A 24649-nucleotide genomic window follows, 5' to 3' on the forward strand; every position below is an offset into this window, starting at 1 on the left:
ACGAATGACTGCCCCCGCACGCCCCGAACATCCCGCCGCGCGCAGCGCCGTGCGGACCGTGGTGGTGCCCGAGGATCGGGAGGGCCAGCGGCTGGACAATTTCCTGCTGGGCCAGCTCAAGGGGGCCCCGCGCAGCCTGGTCTACAAGCTGGTCCGCAGCGGCCAGGTCCGGGTGAACGGGGGCCGGGCCAAGGCCGAGCGCAAGCTGCTGGCCGGTGACCAGGTGCGGGTGCCGCCGGTGAACCTGGAGGACACCGCGCCCGGTTCAGCCCCGCCGGCCGGGTTTCTGGCCCGGATGGAGGCGGCGATCGTGTTCGAGGATGCGCGCCTGCTGGTGATCAACAAGCCGACCGGGGTGGCCAGCCACGGCGGCAGCGGGATCAGCCATGGCGCGATCGAGACCATGCGCGCGCTGCGCCCCAAGCAGGCGCTGGAACTGGTCCACCGCCTGGACCGGGACACCTCCGGCCTGCTGGTCCTGGCCAAGAAGCGCGCGGCCCTGACCGAGTTGCAGGCGCTGCTGCGCGAGGACGCCGGCCCGAACAAGGGCATTCGCAAGCGCTACCTGACCCTGCTGACCGGGCGCCTGCCCGACGGCACCATGACCGTGGACGCACCACTGCTGGTCGGCCTGCGCCAGGGCGGCGAGCGCCATGTCCAGGTCAACGACGCCGGCAAGCCCAGCGTCAGTCACTTCAAGGTACTGGAACGCCGCGGCGGCCAGTCCTATTGCGAGGTGCTGATCGAAAGCGGCCGCACCCACCAGATCCGCGTGCACGCCCAGCACCTGGGCCATCCGGTGGCCGGGGACGACAAGTACGGCGATCCGCAGGCCAACAGGCGCCTGCGCGAACAGGCCGGGCTGAAGCGGCTGTTCCTGCACGCCGCCTCGCTGGAGTTCTCGCTGGATGCCGGACGCACGCCCTATGTCCTGAATGCGCCGCTGGCCGACGACCTGGCCGCGGCGCTGGACGCGCTGGCGTAGGAGCGCACCGCAGGGGCGCGATGGGGCGTTCCCGGTAAAGCCTCTCGCGGCCCTGCCCGAGCCGGCCGCACAATCAGGTCTAGGGTTGTGCGGATTTGTTCTCGTCCAGCGTGAGGCAGGCGTCCGGCCGGACCTGTGGGGTGGGGAAGTTCACCGGCACGTTGATGGTCTGCGGAACCGGCTGGCCGGCGCGGGTGGCGGGCTTGAACTTCCAGGTCTTGACCGCGGCCACGGCGGCCTCGTCCAGCGCAGGCGTGCCACTGCCGCGCAGGACGGTGACCTCGGTCGGGGTGCCGGCCGTGCCCACGGTGACCTTGAGCGTGGAGGTGCCGCCGTTGCCGTTGCAGGCTGCTTCCAGCGGGTACTGTGGCGGCGGGGTTTCCAGGGCGGCCAGTTCGGTCGGTGGCGGGGTGGCCGGGGCGGCGGCCTCGGGCTGCCGGCCGCAGGCGGCGATCAGCGCAACCAGCGAGCAGGACGCCGCGACACGCAGCGGGGTACGGACAAAAGAAAGGTTCATGCGTCGGGCTCCAGTGCCTGCACCTTGGCGGCGCAGATGAAGTCATTCTCGCTCAGTCCGCCGACGTCATGGGTGGAGAAACGCACCACCACCCGGTCGTAGTGCACGCCCAGGTCGGGATGGTGGTCCTCGGTGTGGGCGATGTAGGCCATGGCGTTGACGAAGGCCAGGGTGCGGTAGTAGTCGGGGAAACGAAACGTGCGGGTCAGGGCCTTGCCCTGTTCGGCCAGTTCCCAGCCGGGAATCTGCGGCAGCAACTCGGCCACGCGCGCCTGTCCCAGGCGGTGTTCGACACCGCTGCGCCGCAGGCAGTGCGCCTGCGCCAGGGGAATCAGATCGGACATGGACAATCTCCTGCGTGGGTGCAATGTGCGTATGGGGTTCAACCAGCTGAACGTACCACTGCCCGGCGTGACCGCTGTGTTCTGACCGCTCGGCCGTGGGCTCGGTAGAATACGGCCATGATCCAGATCACCGACACTGCCCAAGCCCATTTCCGCAAGCTGATCGAACGCGAGGCCACGCCCGGCCTGGGCGTGCGCCTGAGCGCGGTCGACCCCGGTACGCCGCGCGCCGATGCGCGGTTGGAGTTCGCCGAACCGCGCGAGCTGGCCGGCGACGAATGGGCCGTGGATTGCGAGGGATTCACCGTCTACATCGATGCGGCCAGCGTGCCGTGGCTGGGCGATGCCGAGATCGATTTCGTCACCCGGGGCGCCGGCAGTCAGCTGACCATCAAGGCGCCGCACATCAAGGGCAAGGCGCCGGCCGAGGGCGCCTCGCTGGTCGAGCGCGTGCGCTGGGTGGTCGAGCATGAGGTCAATCCGCAGCTGGCCTCGCATGGCGGCCGGGTGGCGGTGGAGGAGGTGACCGGCGAAGGCGTGGTGCTGCTGCGCTTTGGTGGCGGCTGCCACGGCTGCGGCATGGCCGATGTGACAATGAAGCAGGGCATCGAGAAGACCTTGCTCACGCGCGTGCCGGGGGTCACCGCGGTACGCGACGCGACCGACCATGACACCGGCCAAGCACCGTACATGCCGCGCGACGCTGCCTGATTCCGCGGCCCGGTGACGACAGCCACCGAGATCATCGCCTTCCTGCTGTCACGCAGGACCGCGCCCATTATCCAGAGGACCACCGGCCTGCCACATGGCTGGGAAATCTGGCTGCGCAACGCGCCGCGCCATGGCCGGCTGACCTATGAGCCGATCGATGCGCTGATCGCGCAGCTGGGCGCGCGTGCGGCCAGGCCGACGCCGCCGGTGGTGCCGATGGGCCGCTGGCGCGCGCTGCGTTCGCTGCTGTGGCAGCACTGGGATCCGCCGCCGCGCGAGGAACGCGGCACGCGCTGGGCCGGCGGCCTGGGCAGCCTGCTGCTGCACCTGGGGTTCTTCGCGTTACTGATCCTGGCCAGCCTGATCAACATGCCCGCGCCGCAACAGGACACTGACGGCACGCGCGTGCAGTTGACCCTGATCGGACGCGGCAGCCAGGGCGAGGGCGGTGGCGCCGGTCCGCAGACCCCGGACACCGGTGCACAGGCCGCGGCGGCGCCAGCGGCGCGTGCGCCCAGTCCGCCGCGTCGGGCCAGCGCGGCGGCGGCACCCGTGGCGGCGCCGCCGGCGCCTGCCGAGCCCGCGCCACCGCCACCCGCGGCCCAGCCGCCGCTCGCCGCGCCGCCCGCGGCGGCGCAAGCCGAACCGCAGCCCGAACCGCCGCAACCGGCGCCGGCCGAACAGCCGCTGCAGGTCACCCAAACCCCGCAGCCGACCCAGGACTTCGTCCTGCCGCCGGTGACACTGCCGCAGGTCCAGCTGCAGGCGCCGGCGGTCCAGCTGCCGCAAGCCGCCGCGCGCGTGCGCGAGATCGAAACCGTGCAGAACCAGCGCCCGGTGGCGGTCCAGCAGGTGGCGCCGCGGCCGCTCGACGTGCCCGGCCCGCGTGAGCCCGAAACCCCGGTGCGCCAGCGCGAGATTCCGATGCCGGCCGAGGTGCCCACGGTGCAGGCGCCGACCCTGCAGGGCGTGCGCCCGGCCGCGACCACGGCCGCCGAGGTCCCGCTGCGCGCCGCCCAGCCGGCGCAGGCCCGCGTGCGCGAGATTCCGATGCCGCCCGCGCCCGCCGTGTCAGCGGACACCACCGCCCCGGCCACGGCCAGTGCAGCCTCCAGCGCCGCCGCCACGCAGGCTGCAGAAGCGGAGGAGGCGACCGCCGCCGCTTCTGCAAGCGCCAGCCGCCCCTCCACGGCCAGTGCCCAGGCCGAGCAGGGCCAAGCCGCGCAGGCGTCCAGCAGCACCGCCGACAGCGGCGCGCCTCCTTCACCGACGCCGGGCGGGCAGACCGCCGGCAGCCTGGCCAACGCCCCTGGTGCCGGCGCCAAAGCCAGCGACGGCCTGGGCACGCCGGGTCCAAAGGCCGCCGACGACTGGGGTCGGTCCAGCAAGGCCGCGCCAGGAACCGAGGCCGGCGCCGGCCAGGGGCTGAAGGGCCTGTTCAATGCCGACGGCAGCGCCAGGCTGCCCGACGGGCTGGCCGGCGGCAGTACGGTCAAGCCGGGTGTGCCCGGCTCGCGCCAGCAGGCCAGGATCGATGCCGACCACGCCGGCACCTGGCTCGACCGCCCGTCCTTCGGTTACGAGCCGACCATGTTCGACAAGTACTGGATCCCCGGCGGCTCGCTGCTGCAGGACTGGGTGCGTGCCGGCGTGCGCGAGATGGAGATCCCGATCCCCGGCACCGGCAAGCGGATCCGCTGCGTGATCTCGGTGCTGCAGGCAGGCGGCGCGTGCGGTCTGTTCGATCCGGACAAGAATGCGCAACCTGCAGGCGCGCGACCGCCGCCGGACATCCCGGTCAAGCGCAAGCCGATCCCGGTGGGCAGCTGACGCAGCGGCTGCACCGGCCTGAGGTCGCAGCTGGTCGCGGCTGTATCAGGGGAAAAGGGCCTTGCAGCCCCGTTATTCGTTCGGCGGAGCCGGACTCAGTCCAACCCATGCAGGTCGCGCAGCTGGCCCTTGCGCGAGGCGAAGTACGCGGCAAGGTTGGCGATGTCCGCATCGCTGAGGTCCTTGGCCTGCGGCGTCATCAGGGCCTGATCGCGATCGCCGGCACGGTAGGCCTGCAGCGCTTGGGCGAGGTAGTCGGCGTACTGACCGGCCAGGCGCGGGTAGCTGGCGGCGATGGGTTGGTTGCCTTCCGGGCCGTGGCAGTCCACGCAGCTCTGGCCGGTGGCCTTGCCCTTTTCCTGGGCGCGCTTTTCGCCGGCGGCGATGTTGCCGGGCGGGAGGCCTGCGGACGAACCGCTGCCGTATTCGCCGCTGGCGTGGCCGGGGTTGGCCGCGGCGGTGTCGGAGGTCTCGGTCTTGGAACAGGCACCAAGCGCAAGGGCGGCCAGCAGGGCCACGATCAGGGGCAGGCGTGGCGGGCGTGGAACGAGGACGGCTGTGCGCATGGTCGGCTTACTTCAGGCTGGACAGGTAGGCGGCCAGGTCGGTGATGTCCTGGTCGGAGAAGCTCTGGGCCTGGGCCTGCATCGTTGGATGCTTGCGCTTGCCGGCCTTGTACTCGGTCAGCGCCTGGACCAGGTATTGGCTCGTCTGCCCGCCGATCCGCGGCACATGGTAGTTGGGGTAGGCGTTCTTGTAGCCGGTGACGCCATGGCAGCCCTGGCAGGTGTAGGCAAGCTGCTTGCCGGCTTCCAGGTTGGGCTTGGGGGCCGTCGGCGCGGGCGGAGCCGGTTCGGCAGCCGGCGCGGCAGGTGCCGGCGTTGCGGGTGGGGAAACGGGATCCTTGGCATCCTGGCGAGCCTGGCTGGCGGGGATCACCCCAGCGAGCAGCAAGCCGAAACAGGCGGCGAACAACAGCGGTCGCGTCATGTCGTGTTCCGAAATTTGCGCGCGCCGCGTTCGATCCGCAGCGCTTGGCCATGCCGAGTATAGCCTGCCGTTCAGCGTCTCCGGCAAGGCACATGCCGGGGAAAAAATTGATGCATCGCAACAACTTGCACGTTCCGGGTGCGGACCTGGCCTTGCGAGAACCAGGCCATGTGCTGCGGCGGGCGCGCAGCTGGCCGTGCCCTTGCGCGCATGGGCAGGTTGCGGTGGTCAGCCCAGCAGCTTGCCGGCGATCAGCGCACCGGTCATCCAGAAGCCGAGCATGCTGCCCAGGTTGGTCAGCAGGAAGGTCAGCACCACCCGGCACACCCGGTTGCGGTACCAACCCCTGAGGGTCTGCGCATCGTCGCGCAGGGCCAGGAAATCGCCGTAGGCCGGCTTGCGCAGGTGCACTTCGGCCAGGGCGCTGAAGGCGCCGGCCGGCAGGCCGGGACGGAATGGCTTGAGCGGGGCGGCGATGACCGCCGCCAGGATGCTCAGCGGGTGGCCGGCCGCGGCCAGGCAACCCAGGCCGGCCAGGCCGCCGGTCAGCACCAGCCACTGCAGCAGCAGGGTGCTGCCGAGCTTGAACCCGCCGCTGTAGAAGCCCCAGCCGATGCCGCCCAGCACCAGCACGCTCAGCAGGATCATGATCCACGGCAGCCTGCGCCGGGCCTGCACGTGTTCAAGTTCGGCACGCACGGTGGCCGGGTCGTCGTGGTCCTCGGCCAGGTGCCGGGCCAGGCCCTGAAGGTGGCCGGCCCCGACCACCGCCAGCACTTCGCGCGCGGTGCCGGCGTGTTGGCGCAGGCTGGCGGCCATGTAGCGGTCGCGCTCGGCGATCACCGCCTCGAACAGGGCCGGGCTTTCCCTGGCGAACTCGCCGAAGCTGGCTTCCAGCATGTCGCCCCGTTTGAGCTGCTCGATCTCCGCTTCGCCCACGTGTTCGGAGGCGAACAGGCCACCGAGCAGGCTGGTGCCCAGCTTGAGCTTGCCGAAGAAGCCCAGCTTGGCCGAGGCCCGCTTGAAGGTCAGGCCGACCTCGCGGTCGATCAGGTGCACGGCCATGCCGCGTTCGTGTGCGGCGGCCACCGCGCGCTTGAGTTCGGCGCCGGGCTCGATGCCCAGCTGCTCGGCCAGGCGACGCTGGTAGGCAGCCAGGGCCAGGTTGGCGGCGAACAGCGCCACCCGGCCCTTGCGGATCACCTGTACCAGGTCCAGCTTGGCCAGCGCATCCGGATCGCTCAGGGCCTGCAGCCGCTGGGTGTCCAGTTCCACCGCCACCGCATCGTAGGGATGCGAATCGATGGCGTGCTGCACCGCATCGACGCTGGCCCTGGACACGTGTGCGGTGCCCAGCAGGGTGTAGCGCACGCCATCGCGCTCGACCACGCGCATGGGTTGTTCGACCGCATCGTCGAGCACCAGCGGCGCGGGCAGGGCGGGGGAGTCGGGATCGGTCATGGATTACTCATCAAGGGGATCGCATGCGGTGCCGTCGCCGGCGCCCGCTGCCTGTGTACCGTGTCGAGCCAGCGGCCGTGCTTGCGGCCGATGCCCGCGGGGATCGCCATCAGTCGATGTAGCGCTTGGTCAGCTCGCCGTAGGCGTCGATGCGGCGATCGCGCAGGAACGGCCAGATCCGGCGCACGTGCTCGCTGCGCTGCAGGTCCACTTCCACGCTCAGGATTTCCGGTCCGCCGCCGGCTTGCGCCAGGAATTCGCCCTGCGGTCCCAGCACGTGGCTGTTGCCCCAGAAGTCGATGCCCGCCGCGCCCAGCGGCGAGGGTTCATGGCCAACCCGGTTGCAGCTGAGCACCGGCAGGCCGTTGGCCACGGCATGGCCACGATGGCTCAGCACCCAGGCATCGCACTGGCGATTCCTTTCGTCCTGTGCATCATCCGGGTCCCAGCCGATCGCGGTCGGATACAGCAGCAGGTCCGCACCGGCCAGCGCCATCAGGCGCGCGCCTTCCGGATACCACTGGTCCCAGCACACCAGCACGCCCAGCCGGCCGACCGAGGTGTCGATGGGGGTAAAGCCCAGGTCGCCCGGGGTGAAGTAGAACTTCTCGTAGAAGCCCGGATCATCCGGGATGTGCATCTTGCGGTACTTGCCGGCGGTGCTGCCGTCGGCGTCGAACACCACCGCGGTGTTGTGATACAGCCCGGCGGCGCGGCGCTCGAACAGCGAGCTGACCAGCACGACCTTGTGCCGCCTGGCCAGTGCGGCCAGGCGCTGGGTGCTGGGGCCGGGAATCGGTTCGGCCAGGTCGAACTCCTGGACCGATTCGTGCTGGCAGAAGTACGCGCCGTTGTGCAGTTCCTGCAGCAGCACCAGCCTGGCGCCGCGGCGGGCCGCTTCGGCCACGCGCTGCTCGATTACCGCCAGGTTGGCATCGGCGTCCCCATGGTTGTTTTCCTGGATCAGCGCGACGGGCAAGCGATTACGGGTCATGGCGTTGTGGCGGGACGGCGGGGAGAAGCCATGGTAACGCGGATGGCGAAAACACCTGGCGCGCGCTGCATCATGCTCCACGGGTCGCATCACCCGTCCTGGAGTGAAGCGACGCGGCGAACGTTCACAGCGCCAGCAGCCCCTCGGGCAGCTGCATGGTCACGCAATGCAGGCTGCCGTTCTGCCAGATCAGCGCACGGCAGGGGATCTGCACGATCTGGCGGCCTGGATACGCCTTGGCCAGCACCTTGGCCGTCAGGTCATCGGCCGGATCGCCATAGGCCGGCATCAGCACTGCGCCATTGACGATCAGGTAGTTGGCATAGCTGGCAGCCAGACGGCGGCCGCCGTCCAGGATCGGCTGCGCCCACGGCAGCGGATACAGCGTGTAGGGCGCACCGTCGAGCGTGCGCAAGGCCGCCAGTTCGCCGGCCATCGCGGTGAGTTCGGCGTGGTGCGCGTCGGTAGGGTCATCGCAGGCCTGGTAGACGATCGCGTTGTCCGGGGCGAAGCGGGCCAGGGTGTCGATGTGCGCGTCGGTGTCGTCGCCTTCCAGATAGCCATGGTCCAGCCACAGCACGCGCTGCTGGTGCAGGGTGGACTGCAGGGTCTGGGTGATCTGCTCGCGCGAGGCATCCGGATGGCGCTCGTGCAGGCAGCGCCAGGTGGTCAGCAGCGTGCCGCGGCCATCGGTTTCGATGGCGCCGCCTTCCAGGGCGAAATCCACGCTTTGCACATAGTCATCGCGGAACACACCCGCGCCGGTCAGGGTGCCGACCAGCTGGTCGTCCAGTGAGGCTTCGTACTTGCCGCCCCAGCCGGTGAAACGGAAATCCATCAGTTTGAAGCCGTCCTGGCCACGCAGGCAGATCGGGCCGGAATCGCGCAGCCAGGTGTCGTTGTACGGTGCCTCGATGAAGCGCACCTGGCCCATGTCCACGCACGCCGAGCGCAGCCGTGCTTCGGCGTAGATCTGCAGGTCGGCGTCGGCCACGCAGATCACCACCGGCTCGAAGCCGGTGATGCCGGCCACCAGGGCGATATAGGTCTCTTCGACGGACTCCAGGCGCGGCGCCCAGTCGGTTCCTGCGTGCGGCCAGGCGATCAGGATCGCGGACTGGGGTTCCCACTCCGCGGGCAAACGGACATTGGTCATCGGATTTTCCATCGGCTGGGCCGGGATGGGTCACCGGCGATTTTCAAGGATGCGCTGGGCCGCCTCGCTGGCCGGGCAGGCAAGCGGCACGGCGCAACGCGGCACGCGCGCCACGTCGTGTCAGCGGATCGGCGGCTTGGGGCCAATCTCGTTGGGGCTGGCCTTGTTGGCCACCACGTCGATCACCTTGTTCTTCTCGAAGTACACGGTGAAGTCCGGGTAGACCCAGCGGTTGATCGTCGGCCACTGGCGCTTCTGGCCGCCGCGCGGCTCCAGGCGCTGGGCGGGCGCACCGAACCTGGCCTCCACCTGCGCGGTGGTCAGGCCACGCACGGGCAGGTTCGACGCCGGGTCGCGGGTACGGTCCACCAGCAGGGTTTCCGACCATGCCGGCGTGCCCAGACTGGTCAGGACGAGCAGGGACAGCGCGCGCAGGTGAGCTTTCATGGCAAGGGACCCCCGGGTGAGGCGGTCTTTATAACAGCAGTGCCGGCCACAAAAAATCGCCTGGAGCGATTTTTGACGTTGCGCAGCAACGGCCCGAAGGGTGGCCGCCAGGGATGGTGGGCCACCAAAAATCGCCTGGAGCGATTTTTGACGTTGCGCAGCAACGGCCCGAAGGGTGGCCGCCAGGGATGGTGGGCAACAAAAAACCGCCCGGGCGGGCGGCTTCTGCTGGACCGGCCGGCGCTGCAACTCAGCGCTGGCGGGCCTTGAAGCGCGGGTTGGACTTGCAGATCACGAAGACCTTGCCACGACGGCGAACCACCTTGCAGTCGCGGTGACGGGCCTTCGCCGACTTCAGGGAGGACAGGACCTTCATGATGTAAAACCTCGGCGTAGAATGGATTGAAGCGGACTCAAGCCGCCCATTCTAGCCTTCCTTTCCCAGCCGATTCAAGCAGTTGAACGGACATGTGTTCCGGCGCCTGGAAATGGGGCCGGGCGCGCGGCCGCTTCGGCCATAATTTCACGCTTGCCCCCCACGCAGGTCCTGCAATGACTTCACCGATCCCCGTGCTCACCATCGATGGCCCGTCCGGCGCTGGCAAGGGCACGGTCAGCCGCATGGTCGCCTCGCGGCTGGGCTGGCACTACCTGGATTCGGGCGCGTTGTACCGCGCCGTCGGCGTGGCGGCCAGCTGGGCCAACCTGGACCTGTCCGATTCGGCCGCCCTGGTGCGCTGCGCGTTCGACACGACCGTGACCTTTCGTGAACAGGCCGGCGCGGAGATGCGGGTCATCGTGAACGGGGTCGATGCCACCGACGAGTTGCGCCTGGAAACCACCGGCGCGGTCGCTTCGGCCATCGCCGCCATCCCGGAGGTGCGCTCGGCGCTGAAGGAGCGCCAGCGGGCGTTTCGGGTCGCACCTGGCCTGGTCGCCGACGGCCGCGACATGGGCACGGTGATCTTCCCGGACGCTCCTTACAAGGTGTTCCTGACCGCCAGCGCCGAGGAGCGCGCGGAGCGTCGCTATAAGCAGTTGAAAGACAAGGGGGTTTCGGTGACAATTGACGGTCTGCTGCGCGAGATCCTCGCGCGCGACGCCCGCGATGCCCAACGCACGGTGGCGCCGCTGCGGCCGGCCGAAGACGCCGTCCTCATCGACACCACCGGATTGGCCATCGATGCCGTCGTCCAGCGGGTGTTGGCCCTGGTGCCAACACCGGTGGCCTGAAAGGTCCTTCGCAGCAGAACAGCGCCACGCCGGCATGTCGCCGTCGCGGTTTACCTTAAACCAACTACACACGGCAGCCGTCTTGGTGCCTTGAAGGGTGGACAGGGGCGATGGCCGAAAGGCCGCCACCTGTCCGTGTGTCCAACCGAGTATTCAACAATGACCGAATCATTTGCAGAACTGTTTGAGCAGAGCCAGACCCATCTGGCCAAGCTGAAGCCTGGCTCCATCGTGGTCGGCACCGTGGTCGAGGTGCGCAACGACGTGGTGGTGATCAATGCCGGCCTCAAGTCCGAAGGCATCGTGCCGATCGAACAGTTCCGTAACGACGCCGGCGAGATCGATGTGGGTGTGGGCGACCAGGTCAAGGTCGCGCTGGACTCCCTCGAGAACGGCTTTGGCGAAACCGTCCTGTCGCGCGAGAAGGCCAAGCGCGCCATGGTGTGGGACGAGCTGGAAGAAGCGCTGGAAAAGAACGAAACCATCACCGGCCGCATCAGCGGCAAGGTCAAGGGTGGTTTCACCGTCGACATCAAGGACGTGCGTGCTTTCCTGCCAGGTTCGCTGGTCGATGTGCGCCCGGTGCGCGATCCCGGCTACCTGGAAGGCAAGGAGCTGGAGTTCAAGCTCATCAAGCTTGACCGCAAGCGCAACAACGTCGTGGTCTCGCGCCGCGCCGTGGTCGAGTCCGAGCACTCCGAGGAGCGCGAGGCGCTGATGGACCGGTTGCAGGAAGGCGTGGTGCTGAAGGGTGTGGTCAAGAACCTCACCGACTACGGCGCCTTCGTCGACCTGGGCGGCATCGATGGCCTGCTGCACATCACCGACATGGCCTGGAAGCGCGTGCGCCATCCATCCGAAGTGGTCGAAGTGGGCCAGGAGCTGGAAGTGCGCGTGCTCAAGTACGACCGCGAGCGCAACCGCGTCAGCCTGGGCCTGAAGCAGCTGGGCGAGGATCCGTGGGACAACATCGCCCGCCGCTACCCGTCCAACAGCCGGGTGTTCGGCAAGGTCTCCAACGTCACCGATTACGGCGCGTTCGTCGAGATCGAGCCGGGCGTGGAAGGCCTGGTGCACGTTTCGGAGATGGACTGGACCAACAAGAACGTCAACCCGTCCAAGGTGGTGCAGGTCGGTGACGAAGTGGAAGTCATGGTCCTGGACGTGGACGAGGAGCGTCGCCGCATCTCGCTGGGCATGAAGCAGGTTGCCGCCAATCCGTGGGAAACCTTTGCTGCGATCCACAAGAAGAACGACAAGGTGTCCGGCCAGATCAAGTCGATCACCGACTTCGGCATCTTCATTGGCCTGGACGGCGGCATCGACGGCCTGATCCACCTGTCGGACATCAGCTGGAACTCCACCGGCGAAGATGTCGCGCGCAACTTCAAGAAGGGCGACACCCTGGAAGCGGTGGTCCTGGCCGTCGACCCGGAGCGCGAGCGCATCAGCCTGGGTGTCAAGCAGCTGGAGCAGGATCCGTTCGGCCAGTACATGGCCGCCCATCCGAAGGGCTCCAAGGTCCAAGGGACGGTCAAGGAAGTGGATGCCAAGGGTGCCACGATCGAACTGGCCGACGGCGTCGAAGGCTACGTGATGGCCCGTGACATCTCCCACGACCGGGTGGACGATGCCAGCCAGCACCTGAAGGTCGGCCAGAAGATCGAAACCAAGTTCATGGGCATGGACCGCAAGGGCCGCACCCTGCAGCTGTCGATCAAGGCCAAGGACGAGGCAGACACCGCCGAAGCCCTTGCCGAGTACAACAAGACCACGGCCGAAGCCTCCACCGGGACCACCAGCCTGGGCGCCCTGCTGCGCGCGCAGCTGGACGGCGGCAAGTCCGAGTAAGTCAGTCGTACGCGTGAAGCCACGCCGGCCCGGTTCGTCCGGGCCGGCTGTGGTCATGCCCCATGTTCCACATCGCAGACGATGACGAAATCCGAACTGATCGAAATCCTGATCCGCAAGCAGCCACACCTGAAGCCGGACGACGTCGACCTCGCGGTCAAGTCGTTGCTGGAAATGATGGGCGGGGCGCTGACGCGTGGCGAGCGGATCGAGATCCGCGGTTTCGGCAGTTTCTCGCTGCACTATCGTCCGCCACGCATGGGCCGCAATCCCAAGACCGGCGATCCGGTCGCGTTGCCGGCCAAGCATGTGCCGCATTTCAAGCCCGGCAAGGAGCTGCGCGAACGCGTCAGCACCGTGGCGCCCATCGAGGAGATCGGCAGCGACTGAAGGTCGCGTGCGGTCCCCAGCGTCTTTCAGGTCCGCCTTCGGCGGCCTGCGTTTGACCTGTCCCTCGGTCCCGCCTCGGCTAAGCTAGGCGCCAACGTTCCCGGAAGGGGCTGCATGAATATCATCCGCCTGGTCATTGCCCTGACATTCCTGGCCATCGGGCTGGTCATCGGCATTCTCAATACCCAGCCGATCACGCTCAACCTGCTGTTTACCCAGATCTCCACCGGCTCGGGCGCGGCGATCATCGTCTCGCTGCTGGCCGGCGTCTGCATCGGTGCGCTGATCGTCCTGGCCACCGTCGCCTGGCCGCTGTATGCGCGCCTGCGCAAGGCTGGCAAGCTTCCCGTTGCCGCCGCGCCCGTGCCCCCGCCCACCACCGACGCCCCCCCGGGCAGCGGAGTCTGATTCGATGGAGTTCCTCGACCAGTGGTTCTGGTTTGTCCTGTTCGTGCCGCTGGCTGCGCTGATCGGCTGGGTGATTGGCCGCCGCGGTGGCCAGCGCCACAACGTCAGCCAGGTCAGCCATCTGTCCAGTACCTACTTCCGCGGCCTGAACTACCTGCTCAACGAACAGCCGGACAAGGCCATCGAGCTGTTCCTGCATGTGGCCGAGCTGGACAAGGAAACCTTCGAGACCCAGGTCGCCCTGGGACACCTGTTTCGTCGTCGTGGCGAAGTCGATCGCGCGATCCGCCTGCACCAGGGGCTGGTCCAGCGCAACGACCTGAGCGATCAGCAGCGGGTCCAGGCGCTGCTGGCCCTGGGCGAGGACTACATGAAGTCCGGGCTGCTGGACCGCGCCGAAACCGTATTCACCGACCTGGCCCGGATCGACCAGCGCGCGCCGCAGGCGCTGCGCCATCTGATCGGCATCTACCAGGCCGAGCGCGACTGGGAAAAGGCGATCGACAACGCGACCCGTTTCGAGGAAGCCACGGGCGAGCCGATGGGCAAGCTGGTGGCCCAGTTCGAATGCGAGCTGGCCGAGCGCTATCGCACGGCCAATGCCATTGATTCGGCCCGCGCCGCCATCGCCCGTGCCTACCAGGCCGATGCCAAGTCGGTGCGGGCCGGCATCCTGGAAGGGCGGCTGGAAGTGGAGGCAGGCAACCCCGAGGCGGCCATTCGCGCCTTCGAGCGTGCCGCACGGCACGATCCAGACTACCTGCCCGAAGTCCTGCCCGGACTGCTGGACAGTTACGAGAAGGTGGGGGATGTGCCGGGTGCACGGGCGTTCCTGTCGGAGATGTGCGAGCACTATCGCGGCATCGCACCAGTGCTGGCGTTGGCCAAGCTGGTGGAAAAGCACGACGGCCTGCACCAGGCGCGCGTGTACCTGGCCCGCCAGCTCAAGGATCGCCCCTCGGTGCGTGGCGAGGCGGCCCTGATCGATCTGACCCTGCAGGAAGGCACCGATCCGGACGCCACGCTGCATGACCTCAAGCACATCACCGACCAGTTGCTGGTGCGCAACCCCAGCTATCGCTGCACCCGTTGTGGCTTCGGCGCACGGACCCACCACTGGCAATGTCCCAGCTGCAAGGAGTGGGGCACGGTCAAGCCCTTGCTGAACTACGCCGTCGTCTGATGCCGGGCCTGCTGCCGTGGCTGTTGTTGCACGCAGGCGCCGCTGCTGCGCTGACCTGGGGAACCCGTCGTTACGCGTTGTGGCGTGGCCTGCTGGACGCGCCGGGCCAACGCCGAAGCCATCGGGTGCCCACCCCGCGCGGTGGCGGCATCGCGATCGCGGCCGTGGTCCTGCTTGCCTGTGCATGGCTGGCCTGGCGCGCGCCGACGCATGCGCGGTCGATCGGCCTGTTTGCAGGTGGACTGCTGATGGTGGCGGCGATCGGCTGGATGGACGATCATCGCCCGTTGCCTGCTGCGCGACGCTTCGTGGTGCACCTGCTGGCCGCCTCGCTGCTGGCCGGCGCACTGGCCATGCAGGCGTTGCCATGGTGGCAGGTCGTGCTGGGCTGGCTGTTTGCCGTGTGCCTGGTGAACATCTGGAACTTCATGGACGGCATCAACGGCCTGGCCGCGAGCCAGGCGGCCATTGCCGCCGCCGGCTATGCCCTGGTGCTGCCCGCACCGTGGGCCTGGATTGCCTGGGCGCTGTGTGCCGGATGCCTGGGCTTTCTGCCGATGAACTTCCCGCGCGCCAGGATCTTCATGGGCGACGTCGGCAGCGGGGCGCTGGGCTATGTGCTCGCCGGGCTGATCGCACTGTCGATCACGGGTGTGGAAGCGCTGCCATTGACGCTGTTGCCGATCTGCGCGTTCAGCATTGACGCAGGCTTCACTCTGCTCCGTCGTGTACTTTGCCAAGAAGCCTGGTGGCAGCCGCACACCACGCATGCCTACCAGCGCGCTGCGCGTCGCCATGGGCACACACCGGTGACCGTCCTCTGTGCTTTGTTCTCAATCGCCGCTACCATTTCCATGGTGACCCTTTGGCAGACCACTTTCATGGTCGCGCTGATGGTCGCACTGGGTGTGTGTGTGCTCGCGTCCTGGATCTGGTCGCGGCAGCAAAGGCTCGAAACTCCAGGGATAAGGAACGCTGAATGAAGCAATGGCGCACACGCCTGTCCATTTCGCTGCCACGCGTGGCCATCATTTGCCACGACCTGGTCATGGTCTGGCTGTGCTGGCATGGACTGCACTGGCTGCGCTACGCGATGGTGCCCGGGGCCCCTGCGCTCCCCTGGTGGTCGACCGAATCGTGGATCGTATTGGGCGCCCAGGGATTGGTGTTCTGGCGGGTCGGCCTGTATCGCGGGCTGTGGCGTTTTGCCAGCGTCCCGGACCTGGGCAACATCTTCAAGGCCGGTCTGGTCGGCCTGCTCGCCATTGCCATCGGGCTGGTGATCTACAACCGCATTGATGCGGTGTCGCGTGCTGCGCTGGTCTTGTATCCGTTCGCATTGGTAGGCCTGCTGGGCCTGCCCCGGCTGCTGTACCGCGCATGGAAGGACAACCAGACCAGCGATGTCATGGAGCTGGGGGCCAAGCGGGTGCTCGTGCTGGGCGCCGGGCGCGCCGCCGAGGCCTTGCTGCGTGACCTGCGCCGCAGCGGCGCCTGGGAGCCGGTGGGCATCCTCGACGATGCCAAACGCCTGCACGGCACCAAGCTGCGCGGGGTGCCGGTCCTGGGCGAACTGGCCGACGCCGGCACGATCGCGCGCGAGACCGCCGCGCGCCTGATCGTCATCGCCATGCCTTCCCTGGATGCCACCGCGATGCAGCGCGTGGTCGGCATCTGCGAAGGCACCGGCCTGCCGTTCCGGACCGTGCCGCGGCTGGTCGACATCCTCGAGGGGCGCTCGCTGCCGGGCGAGCTCAAGGAAGTGGCGATCGACGACCTGCTGGGCCGCAAGCCGGTCACCCCTGACTGGAAGCTGATCCGCGGCTGGCTGGGTGGGCGCACGGTGCTGGTGACCGGTGCAGGCGGCTCGATCGGTTCGGAACTGTGCCGGCAGTGCGCGCGCCACGGTGCGCAGCGCATCGCGCTGATGGAAATCAGCGAGCTGGCCCTGATCAAGTCGCACGAGGCATTGACCCGGGCGTTTCCCGACTTGGAAATCCTGCCATTTCTCGGCAACTGCGGCGATCCGGCCGCGATCAGGCGTGCACTGGACATGGCCCGGCCCGACGCGGTCTTCCACGCCGCGGCCTACAAGCACGTGCCCTTGCTGGAAGGCCAGTTGCGCGAGGCCATCTGCAACAACGTGCTGGTGACCGAAACCATGGCGCGCGCCTGCCGCCAGGCCGAGGTCGGGACCTTTGTCTTCATCTCCACCGACAAGGCGGTCGACCCGGCCAACGTGCTGGGGGCGAGCAAGCGCCTGGCCGAAATGGCCTGCCAGAGCCTGGACGAACGTGGCCGGACCCGCTTCACCACGGTGCGCTTTGGCAACGTGCTCGATTCGGCCGGCTCGGTGGTGCCGCTGTTTCGCGAACAGATCCGCAATGGCGGCCCGGTGACGGTGACCCATCCCGAGGTGACCCGATACTTCATGACCATCCCGGAAGCCTGCCAGTTGATCGTGCAGGCCGCCGCCAGCGCGGCCCATGCGTCGATCTACACCCTGGACATGGGCGAGCCGATCCCGATCCGCGTGCTGGCCGAACAGATGATCCGCCTTGCAGGCAAGCAGCCCGGACGCGACGTGGCCATCACCTACACCGGCCTGCGTCCGGGCGAGAAGCTGCACGAGACCCTGTTCCATGCCGATGAGCTGTATCAACCCACGGCCCATTCCAAGATCCTGGAAGCGCGCGCGCGCGAGGTTTCCGGCGAATCCATCACGCGTGCATTGCAACAGCTGCGGCAAGCTGTCGCCGATTACGACACCGATGCGATCACCCGCATCCTGCACGCGGCGATCCCAGAGTTCAGCCCCGCGCCGGAGCACAAGGCGAGCAGCACCGTGGTTCCCTTCCCAACCCGAGAGGCCAGGACTTACCGATGACCCAGCGTATCCACAAGGCAGTGTTTCCCGTTGCCGGGCTTGGCACGCGCTTTCTGCCGGCAACCAAGACGGTGCCCAAGGAAATGCTGCCCATCATTGACAGGCCATTGATCCAGTACGCGGTCGATGAGGCCGTCGAAGCCGGCTGCGATACGCTGATCTTCGTGACCAACCGCTACAAGCATGCGATCGGCGACTACTTCGACAAGGCCTACGAGCTGGAAGACAAGCTCGAGGCCGCGGGCAAGCTGGAGCTGCTGGACAAGGTCCGCAATCCGCTGCCCAAGGGCGTGCGTGCCATTTTCGTGACCCAGACCGAAGCCCTGGGCCTGGGCCATGCGGTCCTGTGCGCCAAGACCATTGTCGGCGACGAGCCATTTGCGGTGATGTTGCCTGACGATCTGATCGTCAATCGCAACGGTGACGGCGCGCTCAAGCAGATGGCCGACGCCCATGCATCCACCGGCGCCAGCCAGATCGCGGTGCAGGATGTCGAGCCTGAACAGACCGCCAGCTACGGCATCGTCGCCACCGATGCCTTTGACGGTCGCAGTGGCAGGATCAATGCGATAGTCGAAAAGCCCAAGCCAGAGGACGCGCCGAGCAACCTTGGCGTGGTCGGACGCTACGTGCTCGATGGCAGCATCTTCAAACTGCTGGAAGACACCAGGCCCGGTGCCGGCGGCGAGATCCAGCTGACCGATGCCATCGCCGCGCTGCTCAAGCGCAAGCCCGTGAATGCGTATCGCTTCAAGGGCACGCGCTTTGACTGCGGGGCGCACATTGGCCTGGTCGAGGCCACCATCCATTACGCGCTGCATAGCGAAAAAATCGGCGAAGCCGCGGCCGAAGCCATGCGCAATGCGCTGAAGGAACTGGGCGTTCGCGAGTCCGAATGATCTTGCCGGTTTCAGTGTGCTGACGAAGAAGGCGGCCAATGGCCGCCTTCTTCATGCCGGTTCGCCAGGTTCGATTCCAGGGCGCTGCCAGGATCCGATCAAAGTGCTTCAAAGATGCCGGCTGCGCCCATGCCGGTGCCGATGCACATGGTCACCATGCCGTACTTGTGCTGGCGACGGCGCATGCCGTGGACGATGGTGGCGGTGCGGACCGCGCCGGTCGCGCCCAGCGGATGGCCCAGGGCGATCGCGCCGCCGAGCGGGTTGACCTTGGATGGATCCAGCTCGCTGTCGCGGATCACCGCCAGCGCCTGCGCGGCGAAGGCTTCGTTGAGTTCGATCCAGTCCAGCTGGCCCTTGTTCAGGCCGGCCTGCTTGAGCGCCTTGGGAATCGCGGCGATCGGGCCGATGCCCATCACCTCCGGTCGCACGCCGGCGACCGAGAAGCTGACAAAGCGCGCCAGCGGGGTCAGACCGTAGTCCTTGATCGCCTGCTCGGAGGCCAGCAGCACCGCGCCGGCGCCGTCGCTCATCTGCGAGGAGTTGCCGGCGGTCACGCTGCCACCGAACTGGCCGTTGCGGAATACCGGGCGCAGTTTGGCCAGGCTTTCGATCGACGAATCCGGGCGCGGACCCTCGTCGTTTTCCACCAGCAGCTTGCGCAAACGGATGGTGCCGCCAGCGGCCAGGTCCGGCTGGTGCGAGACGACCTGGTAAGGCGAGATTTCCGACTTGAACTCGCCGGCCTGGATTGCGGCGGTGGCCTTCTGGTGCGAGGCCACGGCGAAGGCGTCCTGGTCTTCGCGCGAGACCTTCCATTCCTCGGCGACCTTCTCGGCGGTGATGCCCATGCCGTAGGCGATGGCCACGTGGTCGTCGTGGAACACTGACGGCGACAGCGCGATCCTGTTGCCCATCATCGGCACCATCGACATCGATTCGGTGCCGCCGGCCAGCATCAGGTCGGCGTTGCCCAGGCGGATCTGGTCGGCGGCCAGGGCCACGGCCTGCAACCCGGAGGAGCAGAAGCGGTTGATGGTCTGGGCGGCAATGGTGTTTGGCAGGCCGGCCAGCAGCACGCCGATGCGCGCCACGTTCATGCCTTGCTCGCCCTCGGGCATGGCGCAGCCGATGATGGCGTCGTCGATGCGCGTCACGTCGATGCCCGGTGCCTGGGCGATCACCGACTTCAGCACGTGCGCCAGCATGTCATCGGGCCGGGTGTTGCGGAACACGCCCTTGGGCGCCTTGCCCACCGGAGTACGGGTGGCGGCGACGATGTAGGCATCCTGGATTTGTCTGGTCATGGGCTTCTCGAAAATTTTGGGCGATGGGCGATCGGGACTCGGGACTGGGGTTTCGGGACTCGAAAAAGCCAGGGCGGCCGGCGTTTTCCGAGTCCCGAGTCCCGCAACCCGAGTCCCGGCTTCAATCAGTTCCTCAGCGGCTTGCCGGTTTTGAGCATGTGGCTGATGCGCGCCTGGGTCTTGTCCTGCTGGGCCAGTTCGACGAAATGGCGGCGCTCCAGCTGGAGCAGCCATTGCTCGTCCACCAGCGCGCCGCGGTCGACTTCGCCGCCGCACAGCACGGTGGCGATACGGCTGGCGATCTCGTAGTCGTACTCGCTGATGAAGCGGCCTTCGAGCATGTTGACCAGCAGCATCTTGAAGGTGGCGATGCCGACGTCGCCGGCCACCTGGATGCGGCGCGCGGGCAGGGGCGGGCGATAGCCGGACTCGGCCAGTGCGCAGGCTTCGTTCCGGGCGATGTACAGCGACTCGTACGGGTTGAAGGCCACCTTGTCGGTGGTGCGCAGCAGGCCCAGCTCCTTGGCGTTGATCGCAGAGGTGGAAACCTTGGCCATGGCAATGGTCTCGAAGATCTTCTTCAGCTCGGCGAACACGTCGCCGCCCGGGCCGGCGGCCTCGGAGGCGCGCACCGCCAGCTCCTTCAGGCCGCCGCCGGCCGGCAGCAGGCCCACCCCGGCCTCGACCAGACCGATGTAGCTTTCCAGCCCGGCCACCGTCCTGGCGCCGTGCATCTGGAACTCGCAGCCACCGCCCAGGGCCAGGCCGCGCACTGCGGCCACCACCGGGACCAGCGAATACTTGATCCGCTGGCTGGTGGCCTGGAAGTTGGTGACCATCGCCTCGAACGCATCGATCTTGCCGGCCTGCAGCAGGCCCAGCACGCCGGCCAGGTCGGCACCGGCGGAGAAGGGCTCGGCGTGCTGCCAGATCACCAGGCCCTTGAAGTCACGCTCGGCGCGGCCGACCACTTCCTGCAGGCCATCGAGCACCTGGTCCGAGACGGTGTTCATCTTGGTCTTGAAGCTGACCACGGCCACTTCGTCACCGTCGTGCCACATGCGCACGCCCTGGTTCTCGAACACCGTTTCACCCTGCGCGAACTGCTCGCCCAGCAGCGGGTCGGGGAAACGCTGGCGCCTGTAGACCGGCAGCGCCGAGCGCGGCAGCTTGGCGTTCTGCACCGGGCTGTACGAGCCCTCGGCCGCATGCACGCCGTCGCGGCCATCGAACACCCAGTCCGGCAGCGGTGCGCTGGACATGCTCTTGCCGGTGACGATGTCATCGGCGATCCACTGCGCCACCTGCTTCCAGCCTGCGGCCTGCCAGGTCTCGAACGGGCCCAGCGACCAGCCGTAGCCCCAGCGGATGGCCAGGTCCACGTCGCGCGCGGTTTCGGCGATGTCGGCCAGGTGGTAGGCGCTGTAATGGAACAGGTCGCGGAAGGTCGCCCACAGGAACCGGGCCTGCGGGTGCTGGCTTTCGCGCAGCCTGGCGAACTTCTCGGCCGGATCCCTGATCTTCAGGATCTCGACCACTTCCGGTGCCGCGGCGCGGTCGGCCGGGCGGTAGGGATTGGCCGATCCCAATTTTTCCAGGTCCAGCACCACGATGTCCTTGCCGGCCTTGCGGAAGATGCCGGCGCCGGTCTTCTGGCCCAGTGCGCCCTTTGAAACCAGCGCTTCCAGCCACTGGGGCGACTTGAAGTACTGGTGCCACGGGTCGTCGGGCAGGGTCTGGGCCATGTTCGCGATCACGTGAGCCATGGTGTCCAGGCCGACCACATCCGAGGTGCGGTAGGTGGCCGACTTGGGCCGCCCGACCAGGGGGCCGGTCAGCGCGTCGACTTCATCAAAGCCCAGGCCGAATGCTTCGGTGTGGTGGATCGTGGACAGGATCGAAAACACCCCGATCCGGTTGCCGATGAAGTTCGGGGTGTCCTTGGCGTAGACCACGCCCTTGCCCAGGGTGGTGACCAGGAAGGCCTCCAGGCCTTCCAGCACGGCCTTGTCGGTGGTCCGGGCCGGGATCAGCTCGGCCAGGTGCATGTAGCGCGGCGGGTTGAAGAAATGCACGCCGCAGAAGCGGTGGCGCAGCTGTTCGGGCAGGACATCGGCCAGCGCGTTGATCCCCAGGCCCGAGGTGTTGGAGGCCAGCACCGCGGTAGGCGAGACGAACGGGGCGATCTTCCGGTACAGCTCCTGCTTCCAGTCCATCCGCTCGGCGATCGCCTCGATGATCAGGTCGCACTCGCGCAGCTGCTCCAGGCCGCTGCTGTCATCAGGCGTACCGTAGTTGGCCGCGGTGATCGCCTCGGCCAGGGCCTTGCTGGCCAGCGGCGCGGGCGAGAGCTTGCCCAGGTTGGCGATGGCCTTGAGCACGATGCCGTCGGCAGGGCCTTGCTTGGCCGGCAGGTCGAACAGGACCGTGTCCACGCCAGCGTTGGTCAGGTGCGCGGCGATCTGGGCGCCCATGACGCCGGCGCCCAGCACCGCGGCACGACGGACAAGCAGTTTCTCAGACATAGTCAACAAGCCTTTGTTTTGGTTGAAATTACGATTCGACGCTGCCGGCGCGAAGCCCGGCCTCGGCAAAGCGGATGAGTTCGCGTGCGGCGCGCTGGCGATGCGCAGCTTCGGCGACGTGGGCCGGGCGCTTGATCAGCCCGAAATCGGCCATGGCATAGGTCAGGGCGCCGGCCAGGAAGTCCAGGCGCCAGTACAGCGCTTCCTTGCTCAGTTCAGGCAGGCATTCGGCAATGGCCTTGCCGAACTCGCGCAGCACATGCCCATAGTGTTCGGACAGGAACTTGCGCAGATTGTCGTTCTTCTCCGCATAGGCCCGGGCGATGACCCGGACGAAGGCGCCGCCGCCCTGGCCGTCCTGGGCCATGGCCAGCGCCGGCTCCACGAACGCGGCCAGGATCGGCTCGAGCTTGCCCGGTGCCTGTTGCAGCGCGGTTTCCAGCTGGCTCAGGCGGGCCGCGGTCATCACGTCCATGCGCCGGCGGAAGACCTCGTTGACCAGATTTTCCTTGGACCCGAAGTGGTAGTTGACCGCGGCGATGTTGACATCGGCGCGGGTGGTGACCTGACGCAGCGAGGTGCTGGCGAATCCGTGCACCGCGAACAGCTCCTCGGCCGCGCCCAGGATGCGGTCCTTGGTGGAAAATGGAGTGCCTGCGGCCATGGGTTCCGATTGGGTGAATCAAACGCTTGTTTGAGTCTGCGCCTGCAGTGTGTCCAAGTCATGCTGCATCGCCGCAAAATCAGTGCGCGGCCAAGCGCTGCATGATGCCCGGTGATACGTTAGAATTTGTACAACAATCAAACCTAAGCCCGCGTTCCCACGCGGGTTTTTTCATGTAACCTTGGGCTCAAGTGGCCCGCCCTTCGGAGAAGACCCCATGGCGCTGGAGCGCACCCTGTCCATCATCAAGCCCGACGCCGTCTCCAAGAACGTCATCGGTCAGATCTATACCCGCTTCGAGCAGGCCGGCCTGAAGGTTGTCGCGGCCAGGTACAGGCAACTCTCGCGTCGCGAGGCCGAAGGCTTCTACGCGGTGCACAAGGACCGCCCCTTCTTCAATGCGCTGGTCGAGTTCATGATCTCCGGGCCGGTGATGATCCAGGTCCTGGAAGGTGAGAACGCCGTGCTGGCCCACCGCGACCTGCTGGGCGCGACCAACCCGAAGGACGCCGCGCCGGGCACCATCCGCGCCGACTTTGCCGATTCGATCCAGGCCAATGCCGCCCACGGCTCGGACTCGGTCGAGAATGCGGCCATTGAAGTGGCCTACTGGTTCGCTTCCACCGATGTGGTTTCGCGCTGAGGTCGCGCCATCGTGAACGAGATCGTGTCGCTTCCCAGCGTGACCACGCCCGGTGACTCCGTCGCCGTGGCAGCGGTGCGCAAGCAGAACCTGCTCGATCTCGATCGCCTCGGGTTGGAGCGCTTCTTCGAGGACACCCTCGGCGAGAAGCGCTACCGCGCCCACCAGGTCATGAAGTGGATCCATCACCGCTACGTCACCGATTTCGACGAAATGACCGACCTGGGCAAGGCCCTGCGTGCCAAGCTGCAGCAGCATGCCGAGGTGATCGTCCCGAACATCGTGTTCGACAAGCCCTCCACCGACGGCACCCACAAGTGGTTGCTGTCGATGGGCGCCGATGGCAAGAACGCCATCGAAACGGTCTACATCCCCGACAGGACCCGCGGCACGCTGTGCGTGTCCTCGCAGGTCGGCTGCGCGCTGAACTGCCAGTTCTGCTCGACCGCCACCCAGGGCTTCAACCGCAACCTGTCCACGGCCGAGATCATCGGCCAGGTCTGGGTGGCTGCACGCCATCTGGGCAACGTCCCGGCGCAGATCCGCCGGCTCACCAATGTGGTGATGATGGGCATGGGCGAGCCGCTGGCCAATTTCGACAACGTCGTGCGCGCCATGAGCGTGATGCGCGACGACCTGGGCTACGGCCTGGCCAGCAAGCGGGTGACGCTCTCCACCGCCGGCATGGTGCCGATGATCGATCGCCTGTCCAGCGAAAGCGACGTGTCGCTGGCCGTCTCCCTGCATGCGGCCGACAATGCGCTGCGCAGCGAGCTGGTGCCGCTCAACAGGAAGTACCCGATCGAGCAGCTCATGGCCGCCTGCGCGCGCTATCTGAAAGCCAGCCCCAGGCGCGATTCGATCACCTTCGAGTACACCTTGATGAAGGGCGTCAACGACCAGCCCGAGCATGCGCGCGCACTGGCCCGGTTGATGCGCCAGTTCGGCAACCAGATGCAGTCGCGCGAGGCGGGCAAGGTCAACCTGATCCCGTTCAATCCGTTCCCCGGCACGCGCTACCAGCGCTCGGAGGAGAGCGACATCCGCGCCTTCCAGAAAATCCTGCTGGACCAGCAGGTACTGACGATGGTCCGCCGCACGCGCGGCGACGACATCGATGCGGCCTGTGGCCAGCTCAAGGGACAGGTGATGGATCGCACCCGCCGCCAGGCCGCGTTCAACCGCCAGTTGCGCGAACAAGGCCTGGGTGATGCGGCTGCGTAA

The 24649-nt window shown here is 67.4% G+C and carries 24 protein-coding genes and 1 pseudogene; 13 read left to right on the forward strand and 12 right to left on the reverse strand.

The features are described 5' to 3' along the window. Positions 1–4: 4 nt before the first annotated feature. Positions 5–985, forward strand: coding sequence for an RluA family pseudouridine synthase (locus D9R12_RS00940; protein ID WP_122227056.1), 981 nt, complete (start codon positions 5–7; stop codon positions 983–985). Positions 986–1064: 79 nt separating this feature from the next. Here D9R12_RS00940 and D9R12_RS00945 read toward each other — a convergent pair whose 3' ends face one another. Next, the gene (locus tag D9R12_RS00945; protein ID WP_014160905.1) at positions 1065–1502 is read right to left on the reverse strand and encodes an energy transducer TonB; all 438 of its coding nucleotides are present in this window, start codon (positions 1500–1502) and stop codon (positions 1065–1067) included. Continuing rightward, entirely contained in the window at positions 1499–1846 is a 348-nt protein-coding gene (locus D9R12_RS00950; RefSeq protein WP_014160904.1) for a 4a-hydroxytetrahydrobiopterin dehydratase, read from the reverse strand. The genes D9R12_RS00945 and D9R12_RS00950 overlap by 4 nt, the downstream gene beginning before the upstream one ends. 117 nt (positions 1847–1963) lie before the next feature. Here D9R12_RS00950 and D9R12_RS00955 point away from each other — a divergent pair, with 117 nt between their 5' ends. After that, a complete protein-coding gene (locus D9R12_RS00955) occupies positions 1964–2557 on the forward strand; it encodes an NfuA family Fe-S biogenesis protein (RefSeq protein ID WP_014160903.1) in 594 nt (197 codons plus the stop codon). Positions 2558–2569: 12 nt separating this feature from the next. Further along, positions 2570–4387, forward strand: a complete 1818-nt coding sequence (locus D9R12_RS00960; RefSeq protein WP_122227058.1) for a hypothetical protein — start codon at positions 2570–2572, stop codon at positions 4385–4387. Between the two features lie 95 nt (positions 4388–4482). Here D9R12_RS00960 and D9R12_RS00965 read toward each other — a convergent pair whose 3' ends face one another. From D9R12_RS00965 to ykgO, 7 genes are all read right to left on the reverse strand, one after another. Next, entirely contained in the window at positions 4483–4953 is a 471-nt protein-coding gene (locus D9R12_RS00965) for a c-type cytochrome (RefSeq protein ID WP_014160900.1), read from the reverse strand. A gap of 7 nt (positions 4954–4960) precedes the next feature. After that, positions 4961–5377, reverse strand: a complete 417-nt coding sequence (locus D9R12_RS00970; protein ID WP_043290507.1) for a c-type cytochrome — start codon at positions 5375–5377, stop codon at positions 4961–4963. A 228-nt stretch (positions 5378–5605) separates the two neighbouring features. Then, complete coding sequence (locus tag D9R12_RS00975) at positions 5606–6838, reverse strand: TraB/GumN family protein (protein WP_014160898.1); 1233 nt, start codon at positions 6836–6838, stop codon at positions 5606–5608. A 109-nt stretch (positions 6839–6947) separates the two neighbouring features. Continuing rightward, complete coding sequence (locus D9R12_RS00980; RefSeq protein ID WP_122227060.1) at positions 6948–7832, reverse strand: carbon-nitrogen hydrolase; 885 nt, start codon at positions 7830–7832, stop codon at positions 6948–6950. 124 nt (positions 7833–7956) lie between these two features. Then, positions 7957–8988, reverse strand: a complete 1032-nt coding sequence (locus D9R12_RS00985; RefSeq protein WP_122227637.1) for an agmatine deiminase family protein — start codon at positions 8986–8988, stop codon at positions 7957–7959. Positions 8989–9108: 120 nt separating this feature from the next. Continuing rightward, the gene (locus tag D9R12_RS00990) at positions 9109–9435 is read right to left on the reverse strand and encodes a hypothetical protein (RefSeq protein WP_014160895.1); all 327 of its coding nucleotides are present in this window, start codon (positions 9433–9435) and stop codon (positions 9109–9111) included. Positions 9436–9685: 250 nt separating this feature from the next. Continuing rightward, a complete protein-coding gene (gene ykgO, locus D9R12_RS00995) occupies positions 9686–9811 on the reverse strand; it encodes a type B 50S ribosomal protein L36 (RefSeq protein WP_010342887.1) in 126 nt (41 codons plus the stop codon). Positions 9812–9987: 176 nt separating this feature from the next. Between ykgO and cmk the strand changes: the two genes are divergently transcribed. The 8 genes and pseudogenes from cmk (at position 9988) to galU (ending at position 18286) form a co-directional block, all read left to right on the forward strand. After that, the gene (gene cmk, locus D9R12_RS01000) at positions 9988–10668 is read left to right on the forward strand and encodes a (d)CMP kinase (RefSeq protein ID WP_122227062.1); all 681 of its coding nucleotides are present in this window, start codon (positions 9988–9990) and stop codon (positions 10666–10668) included. Between the two features lie 159 nt (positions 10669–10827). Next, a complete protein-coding gene (gene rpsA, locus D9R12_RS01005; RefSeq protein WP_122227064.1) occupies positions 10828–12519 on the forward strand; it encodes a 30S ribosomal protein S1 in 1692 nt (563 codons plus the stop codon). Between the two features lie 66 nt (positions 12520–12585). Then, positions 12586–12909: pseudogene (locus tag D9R12_RS01010) on the forward strand (integration host factor subunit beta); the annotation flags it as partial. Between the two features lie 114 nt (positions 12910–13023). Then, positions 13024–13317 carry a LapA family protein gene (locus D9R12_RS01015; protein ID WP_122227068.1) on the forward strand — a complete coding sequence of 98 codons (294 nt, stop codon included), beginning with the start codon at positions 13024–13026 and terminating at the stop codon, positions 13315–13317. Between the two features lie 4 nt (positions 13318–13321). Beyond that, a complete protein-coding gene (gene lapB, locus D9R12_RS01020) occupies positions 13322–14500 on the forward strand; it encodes a lipopolysaccharide assembly protein LapB (RefSeq protein ID WP_014160890.1) in 1179 nt (392 codons plus the stop codon). Further along, positions 14500–15483 (forward strand): MraY family glycosyltransferase, encoded by a 984-nt coding sequence (locus D9R12_RS01025; protein WP_122227070.1) that lies wholly within the window; start codon positions 14500–14502, stop codon positions 15481–15483. Before lapB ends, D9R12_RS01025 begins: the two co-directional genes overlap by 1 nt. After that, entirely contained in the window at positions 15480–17387 is a 1908-nt protein-coding gene (locus tag D9R12_RS01030; protein WP_014160888.1) for a polysaccharide biosynthesis protein, read from the forward strand. Before D9R12_RS01025 ends, D9R12_RS01030 begins: the two co-directional genes overlap by 4 nt. Continuing rightward, entirely contained in the window at positions 17384–18286 is a 903-nt protein-coding gene (gene galU / locus D9R12_RS01035) for a UTP--glucose-1-phosphate uridylyltransferase GalU (protein WP_122227072.1), read from the forward strand. Before D9R12_RS01030 ends, galU begins: the two co-directional genes overlap by 4 nt. Positions 18287–18384: 98 nt before the next feature. Here galU and D9R12_RS01040 read toward each other — a convergent pair whose 3' ends face one another. From D9R12_RS01040 to D9R12_RS01050, 3 genes are all read right to left on the reverse strand, one after another. Continuing rightward, positions 18385–19593, reverse strand: a complete 1209-nt coding sequence (locus tag D9R12_RS01040) for an acetyl-CoA C-acyltransferase (RefSeq protein ID WP_122227074.1) — start codon at positions 19591–19593, stop codon at positions 18385–18387. Between the two features lie 125 nt (positions 19594–19718). Next, positions 19719–22118 carry a 3-hydroxyacyl-CoA dehydrogenase/enoyl-CoA hydratase family protein gene (locus tag D9R12_RS01045; RefSeq protein WP_122227075.1) on the reverse strand — a complete coding sequence of 800 codons (2400 nt, stop codon included), beginning with the start codon at positions 22116–22118 and terminating at the stop codon, positions 19719–19721. Positions 22119–22146: 28 nt separating this feature from the next. After that, the gene (locus tag D9R12_RS01050; RefSeq protein ID WP_122227076.1) at positions 22147–22782 is read right to left on the reverse strand and encodes a TetR/AcrR family transcriptional regulator; all 636 of its coding nucleotides are present in this window, start codon (positions 22780–22782) and stop codon (positions 22147–22149) included. A gap of 217 nt (positions 22783–22999) precedes the next feature. On the opposite strand from D9R12_RS01050, the gene ndk reads away from it, so the two are divergent. Together ndk and rlmN are read left to right on the forward strand one after the other, a co-directional pair. Continuing rightward, a complete protein-coding gene (gene ndk / locus D9R12_RS01055) occupies positions 23000–23425 on the forward strand; it encodes a nucleoside-diphosphate kinase (protein ID WP_122227077.1) in 426 nt (141 codons plus the stop codon). Positions 23426–23437: 12 nt separating this feature from the next. Next, complete coding sequence (gene rlmN, locus D9R12_RS01060) at positions 23438–24649, forward strand: dual-specificity RNA methyltransferase RlmN (protein ID WP_122227078.1); 1212 nt, start codon at positions 23438–23440, stop codon at positions 24647–24649.

Origin of the sequence: Pseudoxanthomonas spadix, from assembly GCF_003703395.1 — a bacterium.
Lineage (GTDB): Bacteria > Pseudomonadota > Gammaproteobacteria > Xanthomonadales > Xanthomonadaceae > Pseudoxanthomonas_A > Pseudoxanthomonas_A spadix.